Origin of the sequence: Epilithonimonas sp. (assembly GCF_032055105.1) — a bacterium.
Taxonomy (GTDB): Bacteria; Bacteroidota; Bacteroidia; order Flavobacteriales; family Weeksellaceae; genus Epilithonimonas.
The window spans coordinates 143,426-159,593 of the sequence record NZ_DAMBRK010000006.1 but is presented as its reverse complement, the minus strand read 5'-3'; the positions used below and the strand labels follow the sequence as shown (position 1 = coordinate 159,593).

The 16,168-nt window shown below is 36.0% G+C and carries 17 protein-coding genes; 12 read left to right on the top strand and 5 right to left on the bottom strand.

Going from position 1 to position 16,168, the window contains the following annotated elements:
- Position 1: 1 nt before the first annotated feature.
- From RTY06_RS07130 to RTY06_RS07085, 10 genes are read left to right on the top strand one after another with little or no spacing between them, the layout of a single operon-like run.
- Entirely contained in the window at positions 2-289 is a 288-nt protein-coding gene (locus tag RTY06_RS07130) for a putative quinol monooxygenase (protein ID WP_312823847.1), read from the top strand.
- Complete coding sequence (locus RTY06_RS07125) at positions 289-1,041, top strand: alpha/beta hydrolase (RefSeq protein ID WP_312823846.1); 753 nt, start codon at positions 289-291, stop codon at positions 1,039-1,041. The genes RTY06_RS07130 and RTY06_RS07125 overlap by 1 nt, the downstream gene beginning before the upstream one ends.
- A gap of 1 nt (position 1,042) precedes the next feature.
- Positions 1,043-1,636, top strand: a complete 594-nt coding sequence (locus RTY06_RS07120; protein WP_312823845.1) for a cupin domain-containing protein — start codon at positions 1,043-1,045, stop codon at positions 1,634-1,636.
- A gap of 9 nt (positions 1,637-1,645) precedes the next feature.
- Positions 1,646-2,026 (top strand): MauE/DoxX family redox-associated membrane protein, encoded by a 381-nt coding sequence (locus RTY06_RS07115; protein ID WP_312823844.1) that lies wholly within the window; start codon positions 1,646-1,648, stop codon positions 2,024-2,026.
- A gap of 16 nt (positions 2,027-2,042) precedes the next feature.
- Positions 2,043-2,546 carry a DNA-binding protein gene (locus tag RTY06_RS07110; protein ID WP_312823843.1) on the top strand — a complete coding sequence of 168 codons (504 nt, stop codon included), beginning with the start codon at positions 2,043-2,045 and terminating at the stop codon, positions 2,544-2,546.
- 19 nt (positions 2,547-2,565) lie between these two features.
- The gene (gene aroE / locus RTY06_RS07105) at positions 2,566-3,420 is read left to right on the top strand and encodes a shikimate dehydrogenase (RefSeq protein ID WP_312823842.1); all 855 of its coding nucleotides are present in this window, start codon (positions 2,566-2,568) and stop codon (positions 3,418-3,420) included.
- A 36-nt stretch (positions 3,421-3,456) separates the two neighbouring features.
- Positions 3,457-4,461: an alpha/beta hydrolase gene (locus tag RTY06_RS07100; protein WP_312823840.1), complete on the top strand. Its 1,005-nt coding sequence runs from the start codon at positions 3,457-3,459 to the stop codon at positions 4,459-4,461.
- A 10-nt stretch (positions 4,462-4,471) separates the two neighbouring features.
- A complete protein-coding gene (locus tag RTY06_RS07095) occupies positions 4,472-5,416 on the top strand; it encodes an aldo/keto reductase (RefSeq protein WP_312823839.1) in 945 nt (314 codons plus the stop codon).
- A 3-nt stretch (positions 5,417-5,419) separates the two neighbouring features.
- Positions 5,420-6,592 carry an MFS transporter gene (locus tag RTY06_RS07090; RefSeq protein WP_312823838.1) on the top strand — a complete coding sequence of 391 codons (1,173 nt, stop codon included), beginning with the start codon at positions 5,420-5,422 and terminating at the stop codon, positions 6,590-6,592.
- A gap of 12 nt (positions 6,593-6,604) precedes the next feature.
- The gene (locus RTY06_RS07085) at positions 6,605-7,348 is read left to right on the top strand and encodes a dienelactone hydrolase family protein (protein ID WP_312823836.1); all 744 of its coding nucleotides are present in this window, start codon (positions 6,605-6,607) and stop codon (positions 7,346-7,348) included.
- Between the two features lie 55 nt (positions 7,349-7,403).
- On the opposite strand, the gene RTY06_RS07080 is transcribed toward RTY06_RS07085, so the two are convergent.
- Entirely contained in the window at positions 7,404-8,654 is a 1,251-nt protein-coding gene (locus tag RTY06_RS07080) for a CinA family nicotinamide mononucleotide deamidase-related protein (RefSeq protein ID WP_312823834.1), read from the bottom strand.
- A gap of 157 nt (positions 8,655-8,811) precedes the next feature.
- Here RTY06_RS07080 and RTY06_RS07075 point away from each other — a divergent pair, with 157 nt between their 5' ends.
- Complete coding sequence (locus RTY06_RS07075) at positions 8,812-10,026, top strand: dicarboxylate/amino acid:cation symporter (protein ID WP_312823833.1); 1,215 nt, start codon at positions 8,812-8,814, stop codon at positions 10,024-10,026.
- A 23-nt stretch (positions 10,027-10,049) separates the two neighbouring features.
- On the opposite strand, the gene RTY06_RS07070 is transcribed toward RTY06_RS07075, so the two are convergent.
- The 3 genes from RTY06_RS07070 to RTY06_RS07060 form a co-directional block, all read right to left on the bottom strand.
- Entirely contained in the window at positions 10,050-10,439 is a 390-nt protein-coding gene (locus RTY06_RS07070; protein ID WP_312823831.1) for a DUF779 domain-containing protein, read from the bottom strand.
- A 242-nt stretch (positions 10,440-10,681) separates the two neighbouring features.
- Positions 10,682-11,716, bottom strand: coding sequence for an alcohol dehydrogenase AdhP (adhP, locus tag RTY06_RS07065; RefSeq protein ID WP_116031846.1), 1,035 nt, complete (start codon positions 11,714-11,716; stop codon positions 10,682-10,684).
- A gap of 170 nt (positions 11,717-11,886) precedes the next feature.
- Positions 11,887-13,413: an aldehyde dehydrogenase family protein gene (locus tag RTY06_RS07060; protein WP_312823830.1), complete on the bottom strand. Its 1,527-nt coding sequence runs from the start codon at positions 13,411-13,413 to the stop codon at positions 11,887-11,889.
- A gap of 209 nt (positions 13,414-13,622) precedes the next feature.
- On the opposite strand from RTY06_RS07060, the gene RTY06_RS07055 reads away from it, so the two are divergent.
- Positions 13,623-14,540 carry a helix-turn-helix domain-containing protein gene (locus RTY06_RS07055; RefSeq protein ID WP_312823829.1) on the top strand — a complete coding sequence of 306 codons (918 nt, stop codon included), beginning with the start codon at positions 13,623-13,625 and terminating at the stop codon, positions 14,538-14,540.
- A 202-nt stretch (positions 14,541-14,742) separates the two neighbouring features.
- Here RTY06_RS07055 and RTY06_RS07050 read toward each other — a convergent pair whose 3' ends face one another.
- Positions 14,743-16,074 (bottom strand): hydroxymethylglutaryl-CoA synthase, encoded by a 1,332-nt coding sequence (locus RTY06_RS07050; RefSeq protein WP_312823828.1) that lies wholly within the window; start codon positions 16,072-16,074, stop codon positions 14,743-14,745.
- Positions 16,075-16,168 lie beyond the last annotated feature (94 nt).

Below are 16,168 nucleotides of genomic sequence, written 5' to 3'. Positions count from 1 at the left end.
AATGTTATACGTTTTAGCTAAAAGCGTTTCAAAAAAAGAGAACATCCTAGAAACGCAAAAGATTTTGGAAGCCTTAATAGAACCTACAATAAAAGAAGAGGGTTGTATTAAATATGAACTCCTGCAAGACAATACAAATCCGGAAGTATTTTTCTTTGATGAAATCTGGGAAAGCAAAGAAAAACTGAATGCACACGCCGCTTCCTCCCATTTCTTAGAAGCTCAGGAACAATTGAAATCTCAATTGGAAAGCCCAATGGAAGTTTATCTTTTAAACAAAATAGGATAATGAAATATCTCTTAAATCTTGCATTAGTATTAAGCTTAACAGTTTCTTGCCAAGCCAAAGAACCTGAAAAACCTATATCTGAAAATAACGAAATTCAGAATGTCAAAAATGATTCTTTATTCTATAAAATAAGAGAAGCAAAAGGAGCGGAAAAACCTGTTCTCTTGATATTAATGCACGGTTTTGGAGCTAATGAGGAAGACCTTTTACCCTTGGCAGAATATCTTCCCGAAAATTATATTGTTGTAACACCACAAGCACCTTATAAAATCGGAAATCAAAATTATCAATGGTACACAAGTGAAAAAGATGCTGATGGAGGATTCGGGGGAAAACAGGAAGAATTAACCGCAAGCATTGCAAAAGTTGAAAATCTGGTAAAAGATTTACAGAAAAAATATAATGTAAAAGCTGATAGAACTTTTATTGGAGGCTTTAGTCAAGGTGCGAATATGAGTTATCAGTTAGGACTTAGATATCCTACTTTGTTCAAGGGAATCGGTGTTTTAAGCGGAACGATTTTCAATACTTTAAAACAAGCTGAAGACAAAACCAAAGCAGGTTCTCTGAAAATTTTTGTTGCCCACGGCGACCAAGACAATCGAATTCCATTTACGGAAGCCGAGTCTTCTAAAAAATGGCTGGATGCTCACCAATACCAATCTGATTTTCACACTTACAAAGGGATGTCTCATTCTATTTCGCAGGAAGAGATTCAGGATTTGGTAAAATTCACTCAGAAAAATCTATAATATGAAAAGGAGTACATTTGTAAAGACTTCGGCATTGGCTTTCTTATCTGTTCCATTCATAAAACTCAATGCTATGCTTAATCTTGGCACAACACCTTCGGAATTTTATTTCAAAGACGACGGCATTATTCCCAACAGCCCATATCCGCTTTTGGTTTACAAAAATGCTTTTTCCGAAAGAGGAAACAATGGTGCTGATTGGCTAGAAAAAAAATTCAAAGCCAATAATTGGTATAACTCCTGGCGATGGGGAATTTATCCTTTCCATCATTATCACAGCAATACGCACGAGGTTTTGGGATGTTTTCAGGGCTACGCAGAAGTGCATATGGGAGGACCAAATGGTAAAATAATGAAGATAGAAGCCGGCGATATTCTTGTAATTCCTGCCGGAGTTGGTCACAAATGTATTTCGCATTCCAATGATTTCACAGTTGTGGGTGCTTATCCGAACGGGATGGATTGGGACTTGATAAAAGAAGAGAAAAGTAAACACGAACAATCTCTACAAAACATTAAAAATGTTCCGTTTCCTAATGCAGACCCTCTGATTGGAAAAGATAACGGACTCATAAAAATCTGGAAAAACAGCTAAATTAATACTATGAAAGATTTCAAAACCAATTACTTTTTTTTACGACTTCCTGTAGCAATCTCACTCTTAGGACACGGACTCGTTCGATTACCCAAACTTGAGATGTTCAGCAATTGTATGGTAACATCAATGGAAAAATCTGCAATTCCGAGTTTTCTGATTGTACCTTTCAGTTACATTTTGCCGATTGTAGAATTCTTGATTGGATTGTTATTATTAATTGGGTTTCAAACCAAATACACTATTTATTCAGGATTAATTTTAATGAGTATTTTGATTTTGGGAAGTGCATCAATTGAGAATTGGAGTGCGATTGAAGCGCAATTGTTGCATTCTGTTTATTTGGGAGGATTGTTTTGGTTTTATGAAAAATACAAACCAGCCAACTAATTTTAAATCTCATAAAATGAAAAAATATTTCACTTTTATTCTAGCCATATTAAACTTTTTTATGATGAATGCACAAGTTTTAAAAGGTAATCTATGGACTGCCAAAAAAGTTGAAAACACCTATGTTATAAGTATAAATGACAAAGCAAGCATTTTGGAGTCATTAACGGATTTTGTAACCACTCAGAAAATAAAAGCAGGACAAATCACTGGTATTGGTGCCACAAATTCTGCAACACTTCGTTTTTTTGACCCTCAGACAAAAAAATACGTTGACAAAGCTTTTAATGAGCAAATGGAAATAGCCAACATTTCTGGAAACATTTCTGAAAACGAAGGGAAACCTCTGCTCCATCTGCATATTACTCTGGGAAGAAAAGATTATACAGCTTTGGCAGGGCATTTATTAGATGCGAAAATCAGAGGTGCCGGCGAATTCATTATTTACCCAATTGATAGTAAAATTATTAAAACCAAGAACGAAGATGTAGGATTGAATTTCTACGATTTTGAACATTAAAAAAAATAATAAAAGAAAAATGACAACAGATTTTTTACCTCAGATAACTGGTTCGTTTGCCAATCCGGCATCGGAAAATCCTACCGTTGCAATGATAGAAGCTGCTTATAAACATCACAATTTACATTTCCGCTACTTAAATTGCGAAGTAACTTCGGAAAATCTGAAATCCGCTGTAGAAGGTGCAAAAGCTATGGGTTGGACCGGTTTCAACTGCTCTATTCCGCACAAGGTAGATGTTATCGAATATTTGGACGGATTAGGAGAATCTGCCAAATTGATTGGCGCTGTAAATACAATTGTTAAAAGAGGCGATCAATGGATTGGCGAAAATACCGACGGAAAAGGCTTTGTAAAAGCAATGAAAGAAGTTGTTGATCCAAAAGGCAAAAAAATAACCCTATTTGGCGCAGGTGGTGCAGCGCGAGCTGTTGCAGTAGAAATGGCTTTGGCTGGAGCTAAAGAAATCCTGATTGTTAACAGAAGCAAAGAGCGAGGAAATGTGGTGGCAAAATTGGTGAGTCAAAACACAGGCGCCCAATCGTCTTACGTTCCGTGGACCCAGAATTACTCTATCCAGCCAGATTCTGATATTGTAATCAATGCAACTAGTATAGGGCTTTTCCCTAATGTAGACGACAAACTGGATATCAATTTTGATTCTATCTTTCCACAAATGGTTGTTGCCGATGGAATACACAATCCTCCACTCACTCATTTTCTGAAAACAGCAATCTCCAAAGGTTGTAAAACCGTAAACGGATTGCAGATGCTGGTTAACCAAGGCGTTATAGGAGTCAAATATTGGACAAATGTGGATGTAGATCCAACCGTGATGCATCAAAAACTTACCCATGTTCTTGGTATTGATTAATTAAATCTTAATATGAAACTCAATAAAATAATATTAGTGAAAAATATATTGCAAGTCCTGACAATTGTGCTTATTATTTTTGGTAATAATATAAAAGCCCAAACAGATCGTCCTGTCTTGGACATCATGTTGACGAATTATGACTACCCTTATCCTGTTCATTTCCTCGATTTGAGAAATCAAAATCAGGATTTGAAAATGGCTTATATGGATATCAAACCTGAAAAACCCAATGGGAAAACAGTTGTTCTGCTTCACGGAAAAAACTTCAATGGCGCTTATTGGAAAACAACGATTCAGGCTTTGACAAAAGAAGGCTATCGAGTGATTGTTCCTGACCAAATTGGATTTGGAAAATCATCAAAACCTACAGAATATCAATTTAGTTTTCAGCAGTTAGCTCAAAATACGAAAGCGATTTTAGATGAATTGAAACTCGATAAAATTTATCTTCTGGGGCATTCGATGGGTGGAATGCTGGCGACAAGATTTACATTGATGTTTCCCGAAGTGGTTGAAAAATTAATCCTCGAAAATCCAATCGGTTTGGAAGATTGGAAATTGGTTGCGCCTTACACTTCTATCGATAAAAATTACGAAACCGAACTGAAAGCTGATTACGAATCCACCAAAAAATATCAAAGTAATTTCTACTACGACAACCAATGGAAACCAGAATATGACGAATGGGTTTATCTTTTAACAGGCTGGACAAAGTCTCCAGATTATCCGAAAGTCGCTCTGGTAAACGCCAAAACTTCGGATATGATTTTCACACAACCAGTTGTTTATGAATTTCAAAATCTGAATGTTCCAACATTATTAATCATCGGAACAAGAGACAGAACTGCAATCGGAAAAGCCAACGTAAAAGACCCGAAAATAGCTGAAACGATGGGACGATACGACTTATTGGGAAAAGCTACTCAACAAAAAATAAAAGGTTCAAAATTGGTAGAAATCGAGAATGTAGGACATCTTCCGCACATCGAGGTTTTTGACCAATTCATCAAACCAGTTAAAGAATTTTTAAAACCTTAAATTATTAATAATGAAAAAAGTAACAATTAAAAATACAGATTTAGAAATTGCTCCAATCAACTTTGGAGGAAACGTTTTCGGATGGACTTTGGATGAGAAAGAATCATTCAACATTCTTAATAAATTCACAGAAGGTGGATTTAATTTTATTGATACAGCCGACACTTATTCTTGGTGGGTGAATGGAAAAGGCGGACAATCTGAGGAAATCATCGGAAAATGGATGAAGGAAAGAAAAAATCGTCAGGATATTGTGCTCGCAACAAAAGTAGGTTCTGAAACCAAAGAACACGGTTTTGATATCAGTAAAAAACATATTTTAAAATCTGTTGACGAATCTTTGAAACGTCTTGGAACAGACCATATCGATTTGTATTATACCCATTTTGATGATAACAAAACGCCTGTGGAGGAAACTTTATCTGCTTATGACGAAATTGTGAGAGCCGGAAAAGTAAGATATATTGCAGCATCCAATGTTTCCCCAGAAAGATTAATTGAATCTTTTGAAGTGGCTGAGAAAAATAATTTCCCAAAATATGTAGCACTTCAGCCACATTATAATTTGGTGGAAAGAGAAAAATTTGAAACGGAATATGCACCTTTAGTAGAAAAATTTGGATTAAGTGCATTCCCTTATTGGTCTTTGGCAGCAGGTTTCCTAACAGGAAAATACAGAACAGATGAAGATTTTGAAACAACAGCAAGAGGTGGCGGAATCAAGAAATATTTTGATGATAAAGGTAAAGCAGTTTTAGCAGCGTTGGATAAAGTTTCTGAAAAGCACCAGTCTCAACCAGCAACAGTTGCTTTGGCTTGGTTGTTAGCAAATCCATTAATTACAGCTCCAATCGTAAGCGCGACCAGCGAAAGACAATTGCAGACAATTTTCGATGCTCCGAAGTTAGAATTAGATTCGGAGGATTTGGAAATTCTTAATCAAGCTTCAAAATAATCAATGATAGAAGAACAATCGAAACTGAGCAAAGTTCAGGTTCTCGGAATGGCTGTCGTAGCAGGAATTTGTGTTTCAAATATCTATTACGCACAGCCAATTCTGCATCAGATTGCAGAGACTTTCAACGTGTCCGAAAGCAAAATGGGAATTATGGTCGGTTTGGGACAAGTTGGTTACGGAGCAGGATTATTAACCTTGGTTCCATTGGGCGATAAAGTCAACCGTAAAAAATTAATCCTGATTTTATTAGCCATTCTATTTTGTATTTTGGCAGGAATCGGAATGGTTTCCAATTATAATTTCATCTTTTTATTCAGTTTACTACTTGGTTTGACAGCAGTTGCAGCACAGGTTATTTTACCAATGGCTGCCGAATTATCAGGTAACGAAAAAGGAAAAAATGTCGGAATTATTTTCACAGGAATACTTGTCGGAATCTTGATGGCAAGAGTTTTCAGTGGTTATATTTCTGAATGGAGCAATTGGAAAATGGTGTATTACATATCGGCAGGATTTACGATTTTCTCTTTGGCTTTTGTTTATTTCAAATTACCGAGTGTCAAACCGACTTTCAAAGATTCTTATTTTAAGTTAATTTCATCATCATTTTATCAATTAAAACGATTTCCACAACTAAGATTATTGGCATTGATGGGCGGAATTGCTTTCTCTATATTTTGCTCATTTTGGACAACATTGACCTTTCTTTTGGTAGAAAAACCTTACAATTACAGTTCTGATACAATTGGGCTTTTCGGGATGTTGGGAATTGCAGGAGCTTTAATCGCGCCAATGATTGGAAAAGCTTCTGACAAAGGCAGTTCTGGAAAAACGCAGTTGATTGCAAGTATTATTCTATTAGCAGGTTCGGTTATTATCTTTCTGTTCCCCAATTATCTAATATCCATTATTTTAGCTGTGATTTTCATTGATGTTGGTGTTCAATCGATTCAAGTGACCAATGTTGCGTTGATATACAGATTAGACCAAAAAGCGAACAGCCGAATCAACACGATTTATATGACTTCATATTTTGCAGGCGGTGCGATTGGAACTTTTATTGGTTTGAAATGTTGGGAAACTGGTGGCTGGCATTATGTTGGAATTCAACTCGTGGCTTTTAGTTTAATTGTATTTTTGATGAATCTATTTAAAGCAATAAAATCAAATTAATAAAAAGAAAATATGAAACGTTCAATCACATTATTAACATTATTTTTAGGATTAAATCTAACAATAGCTCAAAATTTAAAACCCGTTTCCTACAAAGACGGTGAACAAAAACTAAGTGGATTAGTGACGTCCAATGCCGGAAAAAAACTTCCGGGCGTTTTGATTTTACCCGCTTGGAAAGGAATCGATAATGAAGCAAAAAACGCAGCAACCGAATTACAAAAACAAGGTTACATTGCTTTTGTTGCTGACATCTATGGCGAAGGAAATATTCCTGCTGACAATGCCGCAGCGGCAAAAATCGCAGGAAGCTATAAACAGGATTACAAAGCTTACCAGCAAAGAATTTCTGTAGCCTTAGAAGAATTAAAAAAACAAGGCGCTAATCCTGAAAAAATAGCTGTAATTGGTTATTGTTTTGGAGGAACTGGTGCTTTGGAAACGGCTAGAGCAGGATTTCCAATTGCTGGCGTTGTATCAATCCACGGTGGTTTGGCAAAAGGAAATGATCGATTGAATGTCCCTATCAAAACCAAAGTTTTGGTTGAGAATCCTGCCAATGACGAAAGTGTAAAACCAGAAGATATGAATAATCTAATCGCAGAATTAAAAACAGGAAAAACAGATTTTCAAATCATCACTTATGCCAATTCGAAACATACTTTCACCAATCCAGAATCTCCGGATTATAATGAAATAATGGCAAAACGTGCTTGGAATCATACATTATTATTCTTGAAAGAAATTCTAAAATAGAAGTTAGTTTTAGAACTTAGATATTAGAAAGACAGCCTTTTGAGCTGTCTTTTTTTTACTTTTTACTCAATAAAGAAACGATGTCTTGAATGACTTTTTGAGAAACAAAATTCATAAAATCCAATCTTTCCAGATGTGGCAAAAATAGTTTTGAAGTTGTTTCTTGATTTCCAATTCTAATAGTATAGAAAACCGTTCCTACATCTTTTCCATCTTCACCTTTTCCAGGACCAGCAACGCCCGTCGTAGAAATTGCAATATCTGTTTTGAATAAATTCTGACAACCCATTGCCATTTCCGAAGCAACTCGTTCACTTACAACGGTGAATTCTTCGATTGTTTTTGGATTGACTTTCAAAATATCAACTTTTTTTTCTGTGGCATAACTCACAATTCCACCAATAAAATATTGTGAACTTCCTGCAACCGAAGTCAAGAGTTTTGCCAATTCTCCTCCAGTACAACTTTCCGAAACCGAGATCGTTAGTTTTTTATCTGTTAATAATTCACCAAGAATTTTTTCGATTTTATCTTCGTAAGTGGCAACGATATTTTCTCCTATTAATGGAAATAATTTTGTGATTTCGTTTTCCAGTTCTGCATTCAGTAATTCCTGTGAACTTCCCGAAGCTGTCAGTCTTAATTTTACTCTTGTTCCAACCGGCAAATATGACAAACTGATATGTTTGGGTAAAGCCAATTCCCATTCTTCAATTGTTTCTGACAAAATACTTTCCGGAATATCAACGACTGAAACAATTCTGGTTACAATGTGGTCTAGCGATAATTTCTCCTTCAGAAAAGGAATAATCTGATCTTTTACTAAAGGTTTAACTTCGTAAGGAACACCTGGTAAACTGAAAAAATAAGTTCCATTCTTCTCCACAATCATACAAGGTGCGGTTCCAAAATAATTGAGGAAAATCTTTGTCTTAGACAAAACCATCGCTTGGTCTTTGTTATGTTCCAGAATCCAAAGTCGGTTTCTTTTTTCAAGATAAATTCTGAGATGTTCATAGATTTCGTCTGAGAAAATCATTTCATCTTCGAAGAAATCAGCATAAGCTTTTTTGGTAATATCATCTTTTGTTGGACCCAATCCACCGGTTGTAAAAACCACATCAGCCATTTCAAAAGCTCTTCCTAAGGTGGCAACAATCGCACTTTCCTCATCAGGAATTGTAAAAATTGAAAGCACTTTTATCCCTATTTCTTTGAGCTGAGTGGCAATAAAATTGGAATTGGTATCAACGGTATTTCCCGAAAGGATTTCGTCACCGATAGTAATCAGAACTGCTGTTTTCATAGAGACAAATCTCGGAAATATTTTATATTTTCAACCACATAAACACATAGTTTTTTTAGATTTAATTTGGAAATTACACAACTGTTTTTTCTTCTAAAATATGATTTACTTTTATGTCACTATATGGTTTTATTTTATCTTTGATTAAAACTTACGCATGAACTCTTCTTTCTGGAAAAACTACAGCAACATTATTCTGCTTCTCATCGGGATTTTCATTGGAAGTCTTGTCGGGATTTTCGCCCCTGATTTTGTAACTTATCTGAAACCGATGGGAGATATTTTCCTGAATCTGTTGTTTGTAACAGTAATTCCATTGGTATTTTTTGCGATTGTTTCCGCAATTTCTGGTATTGAACAACAAAATCAATTGGGCAAAATCATCGGAACGATGGTGTTGACTTTCTTGAGTTCCATTTTGATTTCGGCCACGTTTTGCATCATAATGGTTTATCTTTTCCCAACCGAAACTCCGAAAAATATCAGCGAAACCATATCAGAAAACCTTCAGAATAATGCTAACATCAATGACCAAATTGTAGGATTCTTCACTGTTAGCGAGTTTTATCACTTGTTCTCGAGACAGAATATGCTCGCACTTTTGGTCTTTTCATTTTTAGTTGGAATTTCCATCAGAAAGTCAGGAGAAAACGGGAAAGCATTCCAAAACCTCATCCTTTCCGGAAACGAAGTGATGAAACAGCTTTTGTTATTGATAATGAAAGTTGCACCGATTGGATTAGGCGCTTACTTTGCTTATCAAGTCGGAACGATTGGACCTCAACTTTTCGGATTTTATGCCAAACCTTTGGGATTATATTACATCGCCGGAACTATTTATTTTATTGTATTTTTCAGTCTTTATGCTTTTATTTGGAAATCTGGAAATGGTGTAAAAGCTTTTTGGAAAGAAAGCCTTTTACCAACTGCAACCGCTATCAGTACTTGTAGTAGTCTCGCAACAATGCCAGTCGCTATTGAATCTGCAAAAAGAATGGGCATTCCTGCTTCCATCGCCAACGTTGTAATTCCCATTGGAACTACGATTCATAAAAACGGTTCGTCGATTTCTTCGATTATCAAGATTTATGTCGCTTTCCAATTACTTGGCTGGAATTTCTTCGAACCAATGAATCTCATAATGGCTCTGGGAATCACCGTTTTTGTAAGTGCAGTCGCTGGTGGAATCCCGAATGGCGGTTACATCGGGGAAATGCTGATGATTTCGGTTTACAAAATACCGCCTGATGTTGTTCCCGCAGTTATCATTATTGGGACTTTGGTTGATCCTTTAGCAACCGTTCTCAATTCTGTCGGGAATATTTTAGCAAGTATGATTGTCTCGAAATTTGTAAAAACCGAAGTTGTTTAAATTTTTTAGGAGCAATTTCCTATTTACTCACTTCGCTTAACAGGTTCAAGATTCTCCAATTCTTCCGGCGTGTACAATCGATAATAAACTTTGAAGGTTTTACCCAGAGGCGTTTCCAAAGAAAATCCACCAGGTCCCCAACCATCTAAAACATCTAATGTGAAATGAGAATACTTCCAATATTCGAACAAGTCGCGGTCTATCCAGAACTCGTGTCCATTGATGGTTCCAATCATTGCGTCATTCATCCTTGGGAAATAGCCACCTTTCTCGAAACATTGTGGTTGAGTTCCTTCGCAACATCCACCAGCTTGATAAAACATCAGTTCGCCGTGTTTTTTTTCTAATTCCCAAATCACTTCCAAAGCTTTCTCGGTTACGGAAAGTCTTGAGATTTTATCTTTGGTTTCCATATTTTCTATTTTTCTTACTTATTATTTTAAACGCAAAGGCGCAATTTAATTTTTCTATTAAACTGTTTCAAGTCGCAAAACCCAAATATTTATTACATCACGAAGTCTACTTTGCGACTTAAATACATCAATAAGTTAACCATTTTTGCGCCTTTGCGATTATAAAAACATTACTTCTAAAATTAATCAAAAACCCGACAAATAAAATCTGCCGGGCATAAAAAACTCAAAATAACAATAATTTAATTTTGTCCAGCAATATCCAAAACGATACGCCCGTCTATTTGACCGGCTTTCATCTTATCAAATACTTCGTTGATGTCTTCCAGTTTTGCAGAAGTTACTGTTGCTTTTACCAAACCTTCATTAGCAAAATCAAGTGCTTCCTGTAAATCTTTTCTAGTTCCAACAATAGAACCTCTTACGGTAATTCTCTTAAGAACAGTTTCGAAAATAGGTAATTCAAAAGAACCCGGCGGAAGTCCATTCAGTGCAATGGTTCCTTTTCTTCTCAGAACGTCTATCCCCTGCTTAAAAGCAATTGGAGAAACAGCGGTAATTAATGCACCGTGCATTCCTCCAACTTCTTTGTGAAGATAAGTTCCAGGGTCGGTTTCTTTTGCATTAACAACCAAATCCGCTCCTAGTTTTTTCGCCAATTCCAATTTGTCATCTGCAACATCTATCGCTGCAACGTGCATTCCCATTGCTTTCGCATACTGAACTGCAACGTGTCCTAATCCTCCGATTCCGGAAATGGCAACCCATTCGCCAGGTTTTGTTTCGGTTTCTTTAAGACCTTTGTAAACTGTTACACCAGCGCAAAGAATCGGAGCGATTTCAAGGAAGTTTACATTATCTTTCAAATGTCCTACATATCTGGAATCTGCAATCACATATTCTGCAAAACCTCCATCTACGCTGTAACCTCCGTTTTGCTGAGCTTCACATAATGTTTCCCATCCCGTGATACAATAATCGCAGCACCCACAAGCCGAATACAACCAAGGAACGCCTACTGCATCGCCTTCTTTTACCTGAGCTTCGGGTCCGCAAGCGACCACAATTCCTACACCTTCGTGTCCGGGAATCAATGGCATTTTTGGTTTTGCGGGCCAGTCTCCATCTACAGCGTGTAAGTCTGTATGGCAAACACCACAGGCAATTACTTTTACTAATACTTCATAGCGTCCGGGTTCTCTTACCGGAACTTCCATAATTTTCAATGGCTGTCCGTAACCTTGTACAACGGCCGCTTTCATTGTTTTTGGAATCATAATTTACTTTTTTAATGGTTAATTACTGTTGTTTTTATTGTTATTTTGATGTTCCAAATTTTGATGTATTATTTTTATTATCTCTCACTGGTTATACAGATCAGGCAGATTTTATAACATATTTATCAACTAAATCCGTAAAATCAGCGAGAGAAATAAACTTAAATCTATTAGAAGAATCCTAGTTTGTTTTTGTTATAGGATATCAGCATATTTTTGGTTTGACGGTAGTGGTCAAGCATCATTTTGTGATTTTCTCTACCAACTCCGGACTGTTTGTAACCTCCAAAAGGTGCTCCAGCAGGATAAGCGTGATACTGATTCACCCAAACTCTACCAGCCTGCACGTGGCGAGGAATCTGATACAACTGATGCGCATCTCTTGTCCAAACACCGGCTCCAAGACCATAAATCGTATCATTTGCAATTTCTAAAGCCTCTGCTTCATCTTTGAAAGTCGTAAACGCTACCACAGGTCCGAAAATCTCCTCTTGGAAAATTCTCATTTTGTTGTTTCCTTTGAAAATGGTTGGCTTGATGTAGTAACCGTCTTCCAAGCCTTCGATGTGGTTAGCTTCTCCTCCGGTTAGCACTTCTGCACCTTCTTCTTTACCGAGTTTCAAATAACCTTCGATTTTGTCTTTTTGGATTTTAGAAGCCTGTGCTCCCATCATCACCGTTTTGTCTAAAGGATTTCCAACCTTAATGGCTTCAGTTCTTTCAATTACTTTTGCGATGAAAGCATCCGCAATGTCTTCCTGAACCAATAATCTTGAAGGACAAGTACAAATTTCACCTTGATTCAATGCGAAAAGAACTGCGCCTTCGATTGCTTTGTCAAGGAACTCATCATCTGCATCCATCACCGAATTGAAGAAAATGTTAGGCGATTTTCCACCTAATTCCAACGTTACAGGAATGATGTTTTCTGTTGCATATTGCATTACCAAACGACCTGTTGCTGTAGAACCTGTGAAAGCAGCTTTGTTCACTTTTGGATTGGTTACCAAAGCTCTTCCTAATTCTGCTCCGAAACCGTTTACGACATTTATAACACCTGCAGGAAGCAAATCCCCTATTAGTTCCATCAAAACCATAATTGAAATTGGTGTACTTTCTGCCGGTTTCAGAACGACGCAGTTACCTGCAGCCAAAGCCGGAGCAAGTTTCCAAACTGCCATCAAGATTGGAAAATTCCAAGGGATGATTTGCGCAATAACTCCAAGTGGTTCGTGAACAATTAATGAAACTGTATCTTTATCCAACTCGTTATGCGAACCTTCCTCAGCTCTAATTACCGATGCAAAATATCTGAAATGGTCAATCGCCAAAGGAATATCTGCCGCTAAAGTTTCTCTTACCGCTTTTCCGTTGTCAATCGTTTCTACAGTCGCAATATATTCTAAGTTTTGCTCCATTCTATCGGCAATTTTATTTAGAATAATGCTACGTTCTGTTGGAGAAGTATCTTTCCAAGTTTTGAAAGCTTCTGTTGCTGCATTAACTGCTGCTTCCAAATCTTCTTTGTTGGAATGTGCTGCCTGTGTGAAAACTTTTCCGTTAATAGGAGAAACTACATCGAAATATTGTCCGCCAGTCGATGGAACAAATTTTCCTCCGATGTAATTATCATATTTAGCTTTGAATTCTGGCCAAGCTAAAGTAGTCGAGTTTTGTTTTGCTACTGTTGTGCTCATAATAATATTCTTTTTTTATTAATAATCAGTTAACATTTGATTAATGCTAAGATAATCCGATATCAAATGAATAGAATAGCACAATTCTCCAAAAAAATAGTAAAATCCTACTTTTAAGATTCTTTATAATTATTAAGAAAAAATTATGTTTGGCTGTAATTTTAATTTTATTATATTTGAGAAACAAGATGTTATAAAAATCTTGAACAATGAATCCAAATCATTTTCAACTTAACAAACCTAATCTGACACAGGAAAATAAACTGAACACATTGGTGGAAAATCAGACCAAGTTCAGTTTAAATAATTGTGAATTCAGTATCTATGAGACGCATCAGAGTGCATATGACGTGAAATTGCACTTTGAACATTTGGCGTTTACAGGAATGTTGAGAGGAAAAAAATGGATGAAACTCCAAGATAAAAGTAATTACTTCGAATATCTGCCTGGAGAAAGTGTTTTAGTAGCACCTGGAGAGACAATGGTAATTGATTTTCCTGATGCTGATAAAGATGCTTCGCAGTGTATTTCGTTGACTTTGAATCCCGAATTTGTACAGGAATCGCTTGACCTTTTGAACTTCAATGCAAAAAAAGTGGATGATTCTTCGCAATGGAATATTTCTTTGGAAGAATTTTATTTATTGAATAGTAAAGCTTTGGCTTCTGCAACTAACAATATTATGAGAATTGCGATGGACGATAATTCTTATAAAGATGTAATTGCTGATTTTGCTTTGAAGGAACTTTTGATAAGATTGATGCAGACTCAAGCGAGAAATCTCGTTGAAAAGAATACATTGAAAAATAAATCGAGAATTGGTTTTGTTGCAGATTACATCAAGAAAAATCTTCATCAGAAATTATCAATTGATGCGATTGCGAAAATGGCTTATCTCAGCAAATCGAATTTCTTCAAAATGTTCAAAGAAGAATTGGGGATTTCGCCAAATGAGTTTATCATTCAAGAAAGAATCAAGAGAGCGAAACAAATGTTGATTCATAACAGTTCTGTGAGTGAAACAGCCTTCAGTACAGGATTTTCGGATACGAATTATTTCATCCGGGTTTTTAAACAAATGGAAGGTGTAACGCCAAAAATCTTTCAGAATAAAAAATTAATTTGAGTTAAATAGTTAGTTATAGATATTTTCAAAAAGAAGACGAGCAAATGATTATTTGCTCGTCTTCGATTTTATATTGAACCACATAGGCACATAAGATTTAATGAAAATTTAGTTTTATGTAAAAGAATAAATAGTCAATAGTCTGTATTTTCTATTTATTCCTTTAATTGTAGAACTATGTGCCTATGTGGTTAATCAATTTTTACTTCTGATAAGAATAATATCTTGCGCCTTTCAGAACCGGACTTTCTTTTTCAATTCTTGTCAATCCAAATCCTTTATAATTAGGATTTACCGAAGAATCCAACTGTTTACGGTGCAATTTCTCATAAGTTTCGAAATCAATTGCTAATCTGTTTTTCAGGTTTTCGAAAACGTTCCATTTTTCCACAACAGATTTCCATTCAGGAGAGATTTTCCCCACAAAAACTTTTGATTTAGAACCACTTCCGTAAGCTAAGAAACCAATTTCTTTCTCAGTCAACTCTTCATTTTCATTAAACGAAGTTTGTAGTGCAGACAACAGCGCCATAAAAATAGAAGCCGTGTACATATTTCCAATTTCGGAAGAAGCGCGTTGAGATTTCTCAATTTTTTCATTAATAAAATTGATGTAATCCTCAGATTTTGCAATTGCTTTCTGCTTCTCAGCATCAGAAAAATCTAGATTATTTTCTAAACTATAAATCTCAGTAAATACTCTTTTCCCGTGAAATGCATAAGGCAAATGGAAAATCAAATATCTCCAATCTTCATAAGGTCTAACTGTGAAAGTCTGTTCTTTATAATGCTGATAAGCTTCACGAATTCTGTCTTGATAACAAACATTAGAATATTGACCGTCGAAGACAGGTTCGTCTGTAAAAACTTCGATTTTATCAGGATAATTTTCCGGCGCAGAATTAAATTCAGATTTTGAATGATGACGTCTAGGTTTGAAGAAATCGAAAACACTTTCTGTTGCAACGCCCCAATTGTTATCAATTTCAATCAATTTTGGATTTGCAGAAACCAATAAAGCCACTGCTCCTCCACCTTGCGTATATTCTCCAGAAGAAGCTAATTCATATTTTGCATAATCGCTTGCAATCACAACTGCTTTTTTTGTAGGATTTGCTCTTACAAAATCCAATGAGTTATGAAGCGCATCAACTGCTCCAACACAGGCAAAAGTCAGATCAACGACATCGCAGTTTTTAAAACTTCTTTCCCCAAATTCTTCACTTAGAAATTCTTCTACCATTTGAACCGCATAAGTTGCTGTTGGTTTTGCGGCGTCTAAAGCACTTTCGGTTCCAAGGTAAACTCTGGAAATTTCTTTCGGATTGATGTTATAATCTTGAATTAATTTTAGCAAAGCTTCCGCTGCAAAAGTCGCTGCATCCTCGTGAACATCAGGCAAAGCCATTTTGTGTAAGCCCAAACCTTTTTCCAATTTTGCCGGTTCTATTCCTCTTTTCTCAGCAAGGTCTTTGATTTCTAAATATAAAGAAGGCACATAAAAACTGGCCGCATCAACTCCGAATTTCGTCATTTTAAAAATTTTAAGACACGAATTTAGGGCTTTTTTGGCGGATTTTGGGTGTGAATTGTATAGAAAATTTCGGAATTTTAATTATTGAAATCTA

Bases quoted from the DNA above. Each gene is read 5' to 3' on its own strand.
- RTY06_RS07130 (WP_312823847.1), top strand. From the start codon at position 2: ATGTTATACGTTTTAGCTAAAAGCGTTTCAAAAAAAGAGAACATCCTA.
- RTY06_RS07125 (WP_312823846.1), top strand. From the start codon at position 289: ATGAAATATCTCTTAAATCTTGCATTAGTATTAAGCTTAACAGTTTCT.
- RTY06_RS07120 (WP_312823845.1), top strand. From the start codon at position 1,043: ATGAAAAGGAGTACATTTGTAAAGACTTCGGCATTGGCTTTCTTATCT.
- RTY06_RS07115 (WP_312823844.1), top strand. From the start codon at position 1,646: ATGAAAGATTTCAAAACCAATTACTTTTTTTTACGACTTCCTGTAGCA.
- RTY06_RS07110 (WP_312823843.1), top strand. From the start codon at position 2,043: ATGAAAAAATATTTCACTTTTATTCTAGCCATATTAAACTTTTTTATG.
- aroE (WP_312823842.1), top strand. From the start codon at position 2,566: ATGACAACAGATTTTTTACCTCAGATAACTGGTTCGTTTGCCAATCCG.
- RTY06_RS07095 (WP_312823839.1), top strand. From the start codon at position 4,472: ATGAAAAAAGTAACAATTAAAAATACAGATTTAGAAATTGCTCCAATC.
- RTY06_RS07090 (WP_312823838.1), top strand. From the start codon at position 5,420: ATGATAGAAGAACAATCGAAACTGAGCAAAGTTCAGGTTCTCGGAATG.
- RTY06_RS07085 (WP_312823836.1), top strand. From the start codon at position 6,605: ATGAAACGTTCAATCACATTATTAACATTATTTTTAGGATTAAATCTA.
- RTY06_RS07080 (WP_312823834.1), bottom strand. From the start codon at position 8,654: ATGAAAACAGCAGTTCTGATTACTATCGGTGACGAAATCCTTTCGGGA.
- RTY06_RS07075 (WP_312823833.1), top strand. From the start codon at position 8,812: ATGAACTCTTCTTTCTGGAAAAACTACAGCAACATTATTCTGCTTCTC.
- RTY06_RS07070 (WP_312823831.1), bottom strand. From the start codon at position 10,439: ATGGAAACCAAAGATAAAATCTCAAGACTTTCCGTAACCGAGAAAGCT.
- adhP (WP_116031846.1), bottom strand. From the start codon at position 11,716: ATGATTCCAAAAACAATGAAAGCGGCCGTTGTACAAGGTTACGGACAG.
- RTY06_RS07060 (WP_312823830.1), bottom strand. From the start codon at position 13,413: ATGAGCACAACAGTAGCAAAACAAAACTCGACTACTTTAGCTTGGCCA.
- RTY06_RS07055 (WP_312823829.1), top strand. From the start codon at position 13,623: ATGAATCCAAATCATTTTCAACTTAACAAACCTAATCTGACACAGGAA.
- RTY06_RS07050 (WP_312823828.1), bottom strand. From the start codon at position 16,074: ATGACGAAATTCGGAGTTGATGCGGCCAGTTTTTATGTGCCTTCTTTA.